The following is a 14,198-nucleotide window of genomic DNA, read 5'->3' on the forward strand; positions in this document are numbered from 1 at the left end:
ATAGATGTCGGCCATAATCAAAACCGTTGACAGTTTAGATTTCGATCATCATCCTAATTTCACACCCCACCGATCTCCATCAACGGGCACGGAAGATTCATCAGATGACCAAACAGACTCTGTTCACCCCTTACACGCTAGGCAGTCTCACGTTGTCGAACCGCGTTGTTCTCGCACCGCTGACACGCAACCGCGCAGGCCAGGGCTTTGTCCCCAGCGAATTCGCGGCCGCCTATTACAGCCAACGCGCCAGCGCCGGTTTGCTGATCAGCGAAGCGACGCAGATTTCCCGACAGGGCCAGGGTTATCAGGACACCCCCGGGATCTACACCCAGGCACAGATTGACGGTTGGCGCACAGTCACTGATGCCGTCCACGCCAAGGGCGGAAAAATCTTCCTGCAGCTGTGGCATGTCGGCCGCGTCTCACACGTTGACCTGCAAGAAAACGGCGCCGCACCGGTGGCCCCTTCTGCGCTGCGTGCCGCGACCAAAGTGTTCGTCAACAACCGCTTTGAAGACGTCTCCGAACCCCGCGCCCTGGAAACCAGCGAACTGCCGGGGATCGTCTCCGATTTCCGCCAGGCTGCGGCCAACGCAGTCGCCGCCGGGTTCGATGGCGTGGAAATTCACGGTGCAAACGGCTATTTGCTGGATCAATTCCTCAAGGACAACGCCAATCGGCGAACCGACGCTTACGGCGGCTCGATAGAAAATCGTGCGCGTCTGCTGCTCGAAGTGACGGCGGCTGTCATCAACGAGATCGGCGCGGATCGCACCGGTGTGCGTCTGTCTCCCGTGTCGCCGGCCAACGGCGTGGCCAGCAGCGATCCGCAGGCGCAATTCAATTACGTCGTCGAGCAACTCGACGCCCTCGGCGTGGTTTACCTGCACGTGGTCGAAGGCGCGACCGGCGGCCCGCGTGACGTAGCCCCCTTCGATTTCGGCGCCCTGCGCCAGCGCTTCAAAAACACCTATATCGCCAACAACGGCTATGACCTCGACCTGGCGAACGCGCGGCTCGCCGAAGACCAGGCCGACCTGATCGCCTTCGGTCGCCCGTTCATTGGCAACCCGGATCTGGTGGAGCGCCTCAAGCAGGGCGCGCCGCTGTCCGCGTTCAATCCCGCCACCCTCTACGGCGGCGGCGCGGCGGGCTACATCGACTACCCGACGCTGGCTGAATCGAGCGTCAGCGCAAGCTGAGCGCGTTCCGTTTCTCACCTCCTGAAAGAGAGATACCCCATGAGCACTCGCCCTACTGTTCTCATCACTGGCGCCTCCACCGGCATTGGCGCCGTCTATGCCGAACGCTTCGCCAAACGTGGTCACGATCTGGTACTGGTCGCCCGCGATCAGGATCGCCTGGACGCACTGGCAGCGCGCTTGCGCAGCGGGCACGACGTCGCCGTCGATGTTATCCCGGCGGACCTGACCCAACTCGCCGATCTGACCACCGTTGAAAGCCGCCTGCGCGACGACGCCCGCATCGGCATTCTCGTCAATAACGCCGGCGCCGCGCTGTCCGGCCACTTCGTCGACCAAAGCACCGACAGCGTCGCGCAACTGGTGGCCCTCAACACCACGGCGCTGGTGCGGCTCGCCAGCGCCATCGCCCCACGCCTGGCCAAGGCCGGCGACGGCGCAATCATCAACATCGGTTCGGTGGTGGGCCTGGCGCCGGAGTTCGGCATGAGCGTCTACGGTGCGACCAAGGCCTTCGTGCTGTTCCTGTCTCAGGGCCTGAGCCTGGAACTCTCGCCTCAGGGCGTCTACGTGCAGGCCGTGTTGCCCGCCGCCACCCGCACGGAAATCTGGGACCGCTCCGGCGTCGACATCAATACCCTGAGCGAAATCATGGAAGTGGGTGATCTGGTGGATGCCGCACTGGTCGGTTTCGATCGTCGCGAACCTGTGACCATCCCGCCGCTGCACGAAGCCGAGCGCTGGGATGACCTGCAGGGCGCACGCCAGGGCCTGCTGGGGCAAATCCGCCAGTCTGCGGTTGCCCAACGCTACCAGACGCCACAGTGATTTTTTGCTAGCGAGCATTCGCGCCGGGTTCGATGCAGGCACATGGCATTGCATCGCATCCTGCCGGCTTGCCGGAGTGACAATGAGTTCAATGCAGACAAATTCCCGCTCGGGTTCGCCGACGTCATTCATCGACGCGGCGAACCAGTCGATCACGGTCAACGGCATTCCCTTCGCCTACCGCGACACCGGGCCCGCAACCGGCGTGCCCCTCGTGCTGTTCAATCATTGGGGCGCGGTGCTGGACAACTTCGACCCCGCGATCATCGATGGCTTGGCGCAAACCAGACGCGTCATCACCACCGACTATCGCGGCATCGGCAACTCGGGTGGAACCGCGCCACTGACGGTGGGTGAAATGGCCGACGATGCCATCCAGCTGATCAGGGCGCTGGGGCTGAAAACCGTGGATGTGCTCGGATTTTCCCTCGGGGGTTTCGTCGCTCAGGACATTGCCCTCAAGGCGCCTGACTTGGTACGCCGGTTGATTCTGACCGGTACTGGACCGGCGGGCGGCACCGGCATCGACGAGGTCGGCACAGTGTCATGGCCATTGATCCTCAAAGGCTTGCTGACCCTGCGCGATCCCAAGTTCTACCTTTTCTTCACCTCGTCGGCCAATGGGCGACGGTCTGCCTCGCAGTATTTACGACGCCTCAAGGCACGCAAGAACAATCGCGACAAGGGCCCGACACCCCGCGCCTTCCTGCGGCAATTGAAAGCCATCACGGCGTGGGGCAAACAACCGCGGCAAGCGCTTGGGCGCTTGCACACACCGACGCTGGTCGTCAACGGCGACAACGACATCATGGTGCCCAGCGTTAACTCGTTTGAACTGGCCAGGCTTATCCCCGACGCACAGTTGGTGATTTATGAGGATGCCGGGCACGGCGGGATTTTCCAGCATCACGCCGACTTTGTGGCCAAGGCGCAGGCGTTTCTCGATGCTTGATCACGTCACGCAGCAACACCGCAACCCACCGACTCCCCTCCGTACAACCAGCAAGAGCCGCACCACGATGAAAGCATTTCTGATTGATGGCTATGGCAAGAACCCCGGACGCATTGGCGAAGCACCCGCCCCTGCAGTCGGTGCCCACGACATCTTGATCGAGGTCCATGCGAGCAGTGTCAACGTGCTGGATTCGAAGATCAGCAAAGGCGAGTTCAAGCTGATCCTGCCCTACGCCTTTCCGTTGATATTGGGCAATGACCTGGCGGGTGTCGTGGTTGAAGTCGGCCCGCAGGTGACACGCTTCAAACCGGGAGACGAGGTATACGCTCGCCCGCCCGAAGCGCGGATCGGGACGTTCGCCCAATTGATCGCCGTGAACGAAAACGCGGTTGCCCTGAAACCCGCCAATACCGACATGGCGCAAGCCGCATCCCTGCCCTTGGTTGCACTGACCGCCTGGCAAGTACTGGTTGAAACCGCCCGGCTGCAAAAGGGCCAGAAAGTGCTGATTCACGCGGGCTCCGGCGGCGTCGGCAGCATTGCCATTCAGCTTGCCAAACACCTCGGTGCGTTTGTCGCCACAACCACCAGTACCGCCAATGTCGAATGGGTCAAGGCGCTGGGGGCCGATCTAGTCATCGACTATAAACAGCAGAACTTCGAAAATGTGCTGCGTGACTACGACGTGGTGCTGAACAGCCTTGGCGCCGACGTGCTGGAGAAATCACTCGCGGTCCTGAAACCCGGTGGTCAACTCATTTCCATCTCAGGCCCACCCACTGTGCAGTTCGCGAGGGAGCAAGGATTGTCCTGGCCATTGCAGCAAGTCATGCACCTGCTGAGCCTTGGCATTCGTCGCAAAGCGCGCAAGCAGGATGTCAGCTACGCGTTCGTGTTCATGCGGGCCAATGGCGCTCAACTGCAACACATCACCGCGCTCGTTGAGGACGGAATCATCAAACCTGTGGTTGATCGCTCCTTCCCCTTTGAATCAACGGCCGAGGCATTGAAGTACGTTGAGCGGGGACGCGCCAAGGGCAAGGTCGTTGTTGCGCTCAAATGACCACGCCGCCTGTTCCTGAATCGAACGTAGACACTGCACACCCTTTACTGCTGGAGCGGCCCTCAGCCGAAGTGATTTCGCCAGAGGAGCAGCAAGCGCTTCAACCGGATGATGTGCAGGTTCAACCGCCCGTTATCGTTTGGCGCAGTTTGATGCTTGAGCCATAAGGAAGGTTGCAGGTGATCTCGTCAGGCTGTCGCGCTCGACTCGACAAGATGAATTTGCGTGGCATTGCGTCCGGCCAGCCAGGCCAGCACGGAAGCGGCGACCAGGACAGCGGCGCTAAGCTCGAAGGTGGCTTTGTAACCGCTCAAATCAAAGGCCAGACCGCCAATGATTGCGCCGCCGGCGATCGCCAGTTGGACGATGGCTACCAGCAAGCCGCCTCCGGCTTCCGCATCATCCGGGAGCGTCTGCGCCAGCCACGTCCACCAGCCGACCGGCGCGGCCGTGGCAACCAGCCCCCAGAGTCCGAGCAGCACGGCGGTCAGCACCGGCGATTTGCCGAAGCTGACCAACGCCAGCGCGATCACCGCCATGATCAGCGGAATGGCGGTCAACGTGCGGTAGAGGCCGCGCCCCACAAACCGTTCGATCAGAAAGGTGCCGATAAAACCTGCCACTCCAAGCCCCAGCAGCATGAACGACAAGGTTGAGACACTGACGCCCGTCACGCCCTCAAGAAATGGTCGCAGGTAGGTGAACAGCATGAACTGGCCCATGAAAAAGACGCTGACGGCGACCATGCCCAAAGCTACTGGCAATTGCTTCATCAGACGCAGAACGTTGCCGCTACCTGCCTGGCGTTCGGCCTTGAAGGACGGCAGGCTGATCAGCAGCCACACGGCGGCAAGCACCGCGACCGGAACCACACAGAAGAATGCACCGCGCCAGCCGATCAACGAGCCGAGAAAGCTGCCCGCCGGAGCGGCGATGACCGTGGCCAAAGCGTTGCCGCCATTGACGATGGCCAGCGCACGGGAAACCTGTTCAGGCTTCACCAGGCGCATGGCAGTCGCCGCCGACAGCGACCAGAAACCACCAATCGCAATCCCGATCAACGCACGTCCGAACATGAACGACGGGTAGCCCGGGGCGAGTGCGACGACCGTTCCGGAGACGATCATCAACAAGGTCAGGCAAAGCAGAAGCTTCTTGCGTTCGATGCGAGCGGCGACCGAGGCAATCAACAGACTGGTGATCAAGGCAAAGGCACCGGACACGGAAATCCCCTGCCCGGCCTGACCTTCGGTGATATGCAGGTCCGCCGCGATAGGCGTCAGCAGACTGACGGGCATGAACTCTGAAGCGACCAGGGCGAATGCGGCCAACGACATGGCCAGCACGGCGCTCCAGCCGCCCGTTCTTTTAGAAGGTTTTGTAGAAGGTAACGTCATGAAAACTACCTGTGGTGCGAAAAAAACGTAGGGGGGTGATGCGCAGGGGCAAGCAGTTTGTCGCCCGTCCGGGCACTGCCCCTGTAACAGATAGACACATTCTCCCGGTCAATCCGGTGCTTCCCTAGTGCATTCCTCTTGAATGCTTGCCTGATCCTCTGGGGATGCAGGGTGATGGATAGGAAACGTCGCGCGCGCGCATTAGAGTCCGGTCAAAGGAGTGAGCCCACATGATCCCGACCCCTCTGCCCCAGGAATCACCTTTGGCGCGGCACATCGACCCGCGTGTGAACGCGCCGGGTGACTTCGCCACGTCGATACCCGGGCTGTCGCTGTTTCGTCGCGACCAGCCGGCGCCCCCCGTTGTGTGCATGATCGAACCCAGCCTGATTCTCGTGGGTCGTGGCGAAAAGCGCTTGTGGGTCGGCGGTGAGGGCTACAGCTATGACCCGTCGCGGTTTCTGGTCACGTCGCTGGACCTGCCCGCCAACTCCGAAGTAATGCTCGCCACTCCCGAATGGCCCTGTGTCGGCCTTGTGCTGAAACTGGATGTCAGCATGCTTGCCGAGGTCATTACCAAGAGCGGCTTGCCCGCGAAACGCCAGCCATCAACGGGTACGGGCGCTGCGATTGGCAGCCTGTCGTCAGCGTTGGAGGACGCGCTCGATCGCCTGCTGGCATTGCTCGATGAACCCGAGGCGATCCCGGTCCTGGCGCCGCTGATTCTGCGAGAAATCCACTATCGGCTGCTCCACACCGACCAAGGCCCGCGACTGCGGCAGATCACTGCCGTCGACGGTCAGGGTTATCGCATCGCCAAGGCCATTGACTGGCTGAAGGTCAACTACACCGATGCCCTGCGCATCGACGATCTGGCGGCGCGAGTGCAGATGAGCGCGCCGACCTTTCACCATCATTTCCGCCAGCTCACCGGCATGAGTCCGCTGCAATACCAGAAATGGCTGCGGCTCAACGAAGCGCGCCGACTGATGCTGATCGAGCGCCTCGATGTGTCGCGGGCAGCGTTTGCGGTGGGCTATGAAAGCCCTTCGCAGTTCAGCCGCGAATACGGCCGTCTGTTCGGCACCGCGCCGAGCCGCGACATGGCCCTTTTGCGCGGGCAGCCCTTCGAGGCAGCAGCGCTCGGCACAGTCGCGAATTGAACGAAAACCGGTGATGCGCCCCGCCGCGTGTCACCGCTCATAACAATGCACGTCAACCGATGATCAGCGGGTGAATCATGGAACTACGAATCAACCAGAAGACCTATCAGGTCGATGCCGACGCCGATACGCCCCTGCTGTGGGTGATCCGCGATGATCTGGGCATGACCGGCACCAAGTACGGCTGCGGACTGGCGCAATGCGGCGCCTGCTCGGTGCTGGTGGACGGCAACGTCGTGCGCTCGTGCGTCACGCCGGTGGCGGGTGTGGTTGGCCGCGAGGTCACCACCATTGAAGCCATCGAAACCGATGACGTGGGCAAACGAGTCGTCTCGACCTGGGTCGATCTGCAGGTCGCCCAGTGCGGCTACTGCCAGTCCGGGCAGGTGATGGCTGCCACCGCGCTGCTCAAGCAGAACCCCAAACCGAGTGATGCGCAGATCGAGGCGGCGATGGTCAATCTGTGCCGCTGCGGTACTTACAACGCCATTCATGCCGCCGTGCATGAACTTGCCGGCAAGGGGGACGCGTGATGAACGTTCGTATCGACCCTTCACAACACGCTTCAGTCCTGGATCTGCAGGAACCGATCAATGTGTCGCGCAGACGTTTCCTGACCGGTACCGCCGTCGGCGCGCTGGTGCTCGGCTTCGGCCTCCCACTCGGTTCCACACGGGTGCAAGCTGCAGCGGCGACGACGGCCGAGCGCGGCACGCAGGTCCCGGCGTTTCTCGAGATCCGTCCGGACAACCGCGTGCGTCTGCTGTGCCCGTTCATGGAAGGTGGACAAGGCACGTTCACCGCAATGGCGCAGATCGTCGGTGAAGAACTGGATGCCGATCCGGCGACCTTCCTGGTCGAAGCCGCCCCGCCCGGCGAGGCCTACGTAGTCATGGAGAACGGCATGCGCATCACCGGCGGCAGTATGTCGGTGCGCATGAGTTACCCGGTCATGCGCCGCCTCGGTGCCCTCGCCCGCGCCATGCTGTTGCAGGCCGGCGCGCAGCAACTGGGCGTGCCGGTGAGCGAGTTGAGCACCGAGCCTGGCAAGGTGGTCCATGCGAAGTCGGGCCGCTCGCTGGCCTACGGTGAACTGGCCGAGCGCGCGATGGATCTGCCGGTACCCGATCCGGCCTCGGTGAAGCTGCGTGATCCGAGCCAGTTCCGCTGGATCGGCAAACCGGTGAAGCGTCTCGACGCTTACGACAAATCCACGGGCAAGGCGCTGTACAGCATCGATCTGAAAGTCGACGACATGCTGCATGCCGCCGTTCAACATGCCCCGCGCCTGGGGATGACCGTGGGCAACTTGCGCAACGAAGACCAGGTCAAGGCGATGAAAGGCGTGCATTCCGTGCACCGTCTGCCGGGCGCTGTAGCGGTGGTCGCCGAGCGCTGGTGGCACGCCAAACGTGCCGTCGAGGCGATCCAGGTCGACTGGCAAGAGCCGACGGCCGACAGCAAAGTGCGGCCGATGCCCGCTGACTTTTCCAGCGATGCCTGGTTCAAGCGCCTCGCTGAAGATAAAAGCCCGGCCAAAGATGATGAAAACGAAGGCGACGTGGCGGCGATTCTCAAGGAGACCAAGACCCGGATCGACGCCACCTACCACAACCAGTACCTGAACCACGGTCAGCTGGAGCCACCTTCAGCACTGGCCCGATTCAACCCGGACGGTTCGCTGGAGGTCTGGCTGCCGAATCAGGCGCCGGACATGTTCCGCGCCGACATCGCCAAGCGTACGGGCCTCAATCTTTCGCGCATCACCTTGCATTCGCCACTGCTGGGTGGGTTCTTCGGCCGGCATTTCCTCTATGACTCGGCCAGTCCGTATCCGCAGGCGATTGCGCTGTCCAAGGCAGTTGGCCGTCCGGTCAAGCTGATCTGGAGCCGCGAAGAAGAGTTCCTGCGTGACGTGCTCCGCCCGGTTGCCGCGGTGAATTTCCGGGCGGCACTGGACAACGACGGCTGGCCGCTGGCAATCGAAGCGATCAGTGCCACCGAAGGCCCGACCGAAGCCCTCGCCGGCAAGCAAGGTGAAAAGCTCGATCCGACCGCGCTTGAAGGCTTGTCGGGCAAGTCCTATGCGATCCCCAACAAGCGCATCGCGCAGATTTACGTCAAAGGCCCGGCGATGCTTGGCTACTGGCGCTCGGTGGGCAATTCCCTCAACGACTTCTTCTATGAATCGTTCCTCGATGAACTGGCCGACAAGGGCGGCAAAGACCCGTTCGACCTGCGCCTGCATTTGCTGCGTGACAACCAACGGCTGACCACACTGCTGCAAGCCGTGGGTGAACTGTCGGGCGGCTGGAAACGTGGGCCGTTTACCGCCGAGGATGGCAGCCGGCGTGCGCGCGGGGTGGCCATGGCTTCGCCGTTTGGTACGGAGACGGCGGTGATCGCCGAGGTGTCCATCGAGAACGGCCAGGTCAAGGTGCATGACATCTGGCAAGCGATTGACCCGGGCAGCATCGTCAACCCGGCGATTGTCGAGGCTCAGGTCAATGGCGCCGTGGCGTTGGGACTGTCGCAAACGCTGGTGGAAGAAGCCGTGTGGATTGATGGCAAACCCCGGGCGCGCAACTACGACTTGTATCCGATCCTGCCGCCTGCGCGGATGGCACGGGTCCATGTGCGCGTGGTCGAGAGCGGGGAAAAAATGGGTGGCATCGGTGAGCCGCCGTTGCCTGCCGTCGCGCCCGCGGTCGCTAACGCGGTGGCAGCGCTGACCGGTCAGCGGGTGCGCAGCCTGCCCATGAGCCGACACACTTTCACTTGATCAGCGCCGGAGCGTTCATGAATAACAGCCGATTCGCAAGAACCGCTGGCTGGCTGGCGGTGCCGTGCCTGCTCGCGGCAGGCCTTCTGGCCTGGTACGTCACCCGCGAGCCAGTCTCGCGCCTGGAGAACCATCAGATCGCCGTGGCCGACATCGACCCGGCGCTGGTCGCCCGTGGCGAATACGTCGCCAGGCTCAGCGATTGCGTAGCCTGTCACAGCGTGCCGGGCGGTGCGCCATTCGCCGGTGGGCTGGAAATGGCCACGCCGCTGGGCGCGATCCATGCGACCAATATCACCCCGGACACGGAAACCGGCATCGGCCACTACAGCCTGGCGGACTTCGACCGTGCCGTTCGCCACGGCGTGGCGCCCGACAGTCGCCGTCTGTACCCGGCGATGCCCTACCCGTCCTACGCCAAGCTCAGTGATGAAGACGTACGAGCGCTGTATGCGTTTTTCATGAAAGGCGTAGCGCCGGTCAAACAGGCGAACATCCCCAGTGCGATTCCGTTTCCGCTGAACCTGCGTTGGCCGATTGCGCTGTGGAACGGTGTATTTGTTGACGCCGAACCTTATGTGTCCAAACCGACGCAGGATGAACGATGGAACCGCGGCGCTTATCTCGTGCAGGGCGCCGGGCACTGCGGCAGTTGCCACACGCCGCGCAGCCTGGCGTTCAACGAGAAGGCACTGGATGAGTCCGGCAAGCCATACCTCGCCGGCGCCCTGCTCGATGGCTGGTACGCCCCGAGCCTGCGTGATGATCACAACACCGGGCTGGGCCGCTGGAGCGAGCAAGAGATCGTGCAGTTCCTCAAGACCGGTCGCAACCAGCACGCGGTGGTCTACGGCTCGATGACCGAGGCGTTCAACAACTCCACGCAGTTCATGAGCGATGACGATCTGACGGCCATTGCCCACTACCTGAAGTCGCTACCCGGTGATCGCGAACGCGATGGTGCACCCTGGCAGTATCAAGCGGTTTCGGCAGCGCCACGTCTGGACTCGCCCGGTGCGCAGACCTACGTGACGCGCTGTGCGTCGTGCCACGGTCTGGACGGCAAGGGTCAATCGCAATGGATGCCGCCGCTGGCGGGCGCGACTTCTGCACTGGCCAGGGAAAGTGCCTCGGCAATCAACATCACTCTGAATGGTTCGCAACGAGTGGTGGCGGCCGGCGTGCCGGATGCCTATCGCATGCCGGCCTTCCGTGAGCAGCTGTCGGATCAGCAGATCGCCGAGGTGCTGACTTTTATGCGCAGCACCTGGGGCAATCACGGCAAAGCTGTGGATGCGAACACGGTTGGCAAACTGCGTGAGCACACTGATCCGGCCAGCAGCAGTCCGATCATCCTGCAGATGCGTTAAGACGAAATGGACGCGGTCGGGTTCGAAGCCAAGGGCAGTACGACAGAGACGATCCTCGCCACGCTGAAGCTTATTTGGGCTTACCGGGCAATACCGCCCCCAATACCTGTTTAGCCGTTTGCACGATGACACCCGCTTCGTCCGGGTCGCCCTTGAGCAGGGTAGTGGCGAATTTCTTCGCCTGTTCCAGCTTGATATGCGGAGGCAGCGGCGGCACGTTCGGGTCGGTCTTGAATTCGATGACGACCGGCACCTCCGAGGCGAACGCCTTTTCCCAGGCAGCGGCGACGTCTTCTTCCCGATCGACAAAAATGCCTTTGAGACCGATGGAGATGGCGAACAAGTGGTAAGGCACATCCGGAATACTTTGCGACGCTGTGAATTTTGGGTCGCCCTCCATCACGCGCTGCTCCCAGGTGACCTGATTCAAATCCTCGTTGTTGAACACGGCGCAGATCCACTTCGGGCTGTCCCACTGCCGCCAGTATTTGGCGACCGTTATCAGTTCGGCCATGTTGTTCATCTGCATGGCGCCATCGCCGACCAAGGCGATCACCGGCCGTTGCGGGAAAGCGAACTTCGCCGCGATCGCGTAGGGCACGGCGGCTCCCATCGAGGCCAGGCCACCGGAAAGCGAGCACTTCATGCCCTTGCGGATTTTCAGGTCACGGGCGAACCAGTTGGCGCAAGAACCGGAGTCGCTGGTGATGATGGCCTGCTCGGGTAACCGCGGGGACAACTCGTACACCACCCGTTGTGGGTTAACCGGATCGGCCTTGGCCATGGCGCGCTTCTCAAGGGTTTTATCCCAGCTCGCCCGCCAGCCTTCGATCTTTTTACGCCACTTGCGCAGCGGCTTGTGTTCGAGCAACGGTGCCAGTGCCGCGAGGGTCTCGGCTGCATCGCCAACCAGATTGACTTCCATCGGGTAGCGCAGACTTAGCATGTCGGGCTGCAAATCGATCTGGACCCCGCGCGCCTGCCCCTCCTTCGGCAGGAATTCGGCATAGGGAAACCCCGATCCGATCATCAGCAGGGTGTCGCACTCCGTCATCAGTTTGTAGCTCGGCTCTGTACCGAGCAGACCGATGCAGCCCGTGACCCAGGGCAACTCGTCCGGCAACACCGCTTTACCGAGCAGCGCCTTTGCCACTCCGGCGCCCAGTTTCTCGGCAATCGCAAACACTTGCTCGCTGGCTTGCAGCGCTCCGGCACCCACCAGAATCGCAACCTTCTCCCCCGCATTCAGCACGTCGGCGGCACGTTGCAGATCCGCGTCGTAAGGCAGCACCTTCGGCTTGCTGTAACCGATCCCGGAATGCGCGGTGCCATGGGCCCGCGCGGGGGCCTTGTACTCGATGTCCTGCAAGTCGTTCGGCAATATCAGCGCCGTCACCCGGCGTTCGCCGACCGCCGTGCGTACCGCGCGATCCAGCAGGTGCCGGACCTGCGAAGGTGCCGAAGCCTGCTGCACGAATGCTCCGGCCACGTCCTTGAACATCGAGACCAGGTCCAGCTCCTGCTGATAATGGCTGCCCAGTGCCGTGCGCGCCTGCTGCCCGACAATCGCCAGCACCGGCATGTGGTCTAGCCGAGCGTCGTAAAGTCCGGTGATCAGGTGCGAGGCGCCGGGGCCGGATGTCGCGATGCACACACCCAGTTCACCAGTGAATTTGGCATGGGCGGACGCCATGAACGCCGCCATTTCCTCGTGACGCGCCTGGACGAACTCGATCTTGCCACCTGCCCGGCTCAACGCACCGAAGACGCCGTTGATACCGTCGCCGGGATAACCAAAAATTCGTGTCACACCCCATTGGCTCAGGCGCTCGACCAGAAAATCACCCACTGTCACCGTCATGTCCGACCTCATCTTTTCATTGCGTATGACATCCCGGTGCGCCGACATCCACGACACGCTCGGGAGATGTAAAGGTCTGGACAGCCCGTCGGACGGCGAAGTTTCGATTAGTTGCGCCCTTGATCCCTCCCACGCCGATAAAGGCTACAGAGCGATACAAAAACTCCGCTGCACGACACATCTCGGGTACATGCCAATGCAAAAGTGTGAGCCATCGGAACCTTCGCTGTCCGACATCCCCCATCACTCAGGCAGGTATTTCCATGATCAATCAACTCGACACCGTGCTGTACACCGGCAAGACCCGCACCACCGGCGGGCGCGATGGCGCATCGCGCAGTTCGGACGGCAACCTGGACATCAAGCTCTCGCCGCCCGGTTCAAATGGTAGCGGCACCAATCCGGAACAACTGTTGGCCGCCGGTTGGTCGGCCTGCTTCATCGGCGCCATGGGCAAGGCAGCCGCGGCACAGAAGATCAGGCTTCCGGCGGATGTGGCGGTCGAAACCGAAATCGATCTGGGCAAGGCCGGCGACGCATTCTTTCTTCAGGCGCGCCTGAGTGTCAGCCTGCCGGGGCTAGAGCCTTCGGTCGCTCAGGCGCTGGTGGACGCTGCGCATCAGACCTGCCCTTACTCAAAGGCCACTCGCGGCAACATCGACGTCACCCTGCGGCTGATCTGAATCAGCCCTGTTTGATCCGACAAACCGCCCGATGCACGGCTTCGGGCGGTTTTTTTACAGGGTTGAGCGATACCGTTTCTCCGGTTCAAACAACCAGAGGTGCGAACGGTCATTGAACGATTTACGCGAACGACGTCTCGTGCTCGCTTTCGTGAACGTAAATCCACGAGATTCCCGATGGCGAATCCGGGTCGAGGCGCATCAGCGCCGAGTCGACTTTCTTCTTGGTGATCCCGTTCTTGACCAGGTCGAAAACCGTGAGGAAGAAGTCACCGGGAAGCGGCGTGATCGAGAGATTGATGATGTGCGACTCGGGGCTCCCGGCACGTTTGCCGTGCAGCCCCCAAAGGCGTTCCCAGTAGTTCTCCCGGTCCATGATCTGACCGTCCGTGAGCACCACCCGGAAATCGTTCGCCAGGGCATCGTACAAAGGCTTGATCGCCTCTTCCGACTGGGAAGCCACTCCGCGCGACCACGGGAAAAAGAGGTTGTACCAGCGGTACACCTCGGCTTTGACGAGTGCGGTTTTATCGGTTGTTTCGGTGACTCGGCTGATTGCCATCTGCGTTCTCCTTAACGAGTTCAAAGGCGCGGGTTTCCGTTACGCATCGCCGGAGCGACGCTCCGCGCCTCATTCAAGATCCATCCTGAAATCAACGTCACGGGGCCAGTTCGAATTCGCTTCAATGACTTCAGAATTTCGCCTGTCATTTGGCTGACCCGGCCACAAAAGTAGACGCCAACCTGCTGAATTGCATAGGAAGCTGACAAACGGCTTTTCGGTTGGCTGTGCTGCAACGTCCGTGCTTGAGCGGTTCCGTAATGACTCAAGCCTACCGCCCTCTCCCGTTGCGCTATTTCACATTTTTTTCACGAAGCGCTTTGTTGCGG

12 protein-coding genes are annotated in these 14,198 nt (G+C 61.7%); 9 read left to right on the forward strand and 3 right to left on the reverse strand.

Features of this window, described 5'->3' with window-relative positions; genetic code table 11:
• Nucleotides 1-104: 104 nt before the first annotated feature.
• The 4 genes from L6D82_RS08515 to L6D82_RS08530 all read left to right on the forward strand — a co-directional run bounded on the left by L6D82_RS08515 (nt 105) and on the right by L6D82_RS08530 (nt 4,051).
• Nucleotides 105-1,205, forward strand: coding sequence for an alkene reductase (locus tag L6D82_RS08515; protein WP_236188713.1), 1,101 nt, complete (start codon nt 105-107; stop codon nt 1,203-1,205).
• A gap of 39 nt (nt 1,206-1,244) precedes the next feature.
• A complete protein-coding gene (locus L6D82_RS08520; protein ID WP_236188714.1) occupies nt 1,245-2,033 on the forward strand; it encodes an SDR family NAD(P)-dependent oxidoreductase in 789 nt (262 codons plus the stop codon).
• Nucleotides 2,034-2,115: 82 nt separating this feature from the next.
• Nucleotides 2,116-2,985, forward strand: coding sequence for an alpha/beta fold hydrolase (locus L6D82_RS08525; protein WP_236188715.1), 870 nt, complete (start codon nt 2,116-2,118; stop codon nt 2,983-2,985).
• A gap of 67 nt (nt 2,986-3,052) precedes the next feature.
• Nucleotides 3,053-4,051, forward strand: coding sequence for an NADP-dependent oxidoreductase (locus L6D82_RS08530; RefSeq protein ID WP_236188752.1), 999 nt, complete (start codon nt 3,053-3,055; stop codon nt 4,049-4,051).
• 188 nt (nt 4,052-4,239) lie between these two features.
• Here the strand turns inward: L6D82_RS08530 and L6D82_RS08535 are convergent, their stop codons facing one another.
• The gene (locus L6D82_RS08535; RefSeq protein ID WP_236188716.1) at nt 4,240-5,448 is read right to left on the reverse strand and encodes an MFS transporter; all 1,209 of its coding nucleotides are present in this window, start codon (nt 5,446-5,448) and stop codon (nt 4,240-4,242) included.
• A 230-nt stretch (nt 5,449-5,678) separates the two neighbouring features.
• Between L6D82_RS08535 and L6D82_RS08540 the strand changes: the two genes are divergently transcribed.
• The 4 genes from L6D82_RS08540 (at nt 5,679) to L6D82_RS08555 (ending at nt 10,763) form a co-directional block, all read left to right on the forward strand.
• The gene (locus L6D82_RS08540; RefSeq protein WP_102718334.1) at nt 5,679-6,611 is read left to right on the forward strand and encodes an AraC family transcriptional regulator; all 933 of its coding nucleotides are present in this window, start codon (nt 5,679-5,681) and stop codon (nt 6,609-6,611) included.
• Nucleotides 6,612-6,688: 77 nt separating this feature from the next.
• The gene (locus L6D82_RS08545; protein WP_085611777.1) at nt 6,689-7,144 is read left to right on the forward strand and encodes a (2Fe-2S)-binding protein; all 456 of its coding nucleotides are present in this window, start codon (nt 6,689-6,691) and stop codon (nt 7,142-7,144) included.
• The gene (locus tag L6D82_RS08550) at nt 7,144-9,393 is read left to right on the forward strand and encodes a xanthine dehydrogenase family protein molybdopterin-binding subunit (RefSeq protein WP_236188717.1); all 2,250 of its coding nucleotides are present in this window, start codon (nt 7,144-7,146) and stop codon (nt 9,391-9,393) included. Before L6D82_RS08545 ends, L6D82_RS08550 begins: the two co-directional genes overlap by 1 nt.
• Nucleotides 9,394-9,410: 17 nt before the next feature.
• Nucleotides 9,411-10,763, forward strand: coding sequence for a c-type cytochrome (locus tag L6D82_RS08555; RefSeq protein ID WP_236188718.1), 1,353 nt, complete (start codon nt 9,411-9,413; stop codon nt 10,761-10,763).
• 70 nt (nt 10,764-10,833) lie between these two features.
• On the opposite strand, the gene L6D82_RS08560 is transcribed toward L6D82_RS08555, so the two are convergent.
• The gene (locus L6D82_RS08560) at nt 10,834-12,624 is read right to left on the reverse strand and encodes a thiamine pyrophosphate-requiring protein (RefSeq protein ID WP_085747374.1); all 1,791 of its coding nucleotides are present in this window, start codon (nt 12,622-12,624) and stop codon (nt 10,834-10,836) included.
• A gap of 263 nt (nt 12,625-12,887) precedes the next feature.
• On the opposite strand from L6D82_RS08560, the gene L6D82_RS08565 reads away from it, so the two are divergent.
• Complete coding sequence (locus L6D82_RS08565; RefSeq protein ID WP_085611780.1) at nt 12,888-13,307, forward strand: organic hydroperoxide resistance protein; 420 nt, start codon at nt 12,888-12,890, stop codon at nt 13,305-13,307.
• A gap of 121 nt (nt 13,308-13,428) precedes the next feature.
• Here L6D82_RS08565 and L6D82_RS08570 read toward each other — a convergent pair whose 3' ends face one another.
• Nucleotides 13,429-13,869: a hypothetical protein gene (locus L6D82_RS08570; RefSeq protein WP_236188719.1), complete on the reverse strand. Its 441-nt coding sequence runs from the start codon at nt 13,867-13,869 to the stop codon at nt 13,429-13,431.
• Nucleotides 13,870-14,198 lie beyond the last annotated feature (329 nt).

Source organism: Pseudomonas paraglycinae (assembly GCF_021601625.1).
Classification (GTDB): Bacteria; Pseudomonadota; Gammaproteobacteria; order Pseudomonadales; family Pseudomonadaceae; genus Aquipseudomonas; species Aquipseudomonas paraglycinae.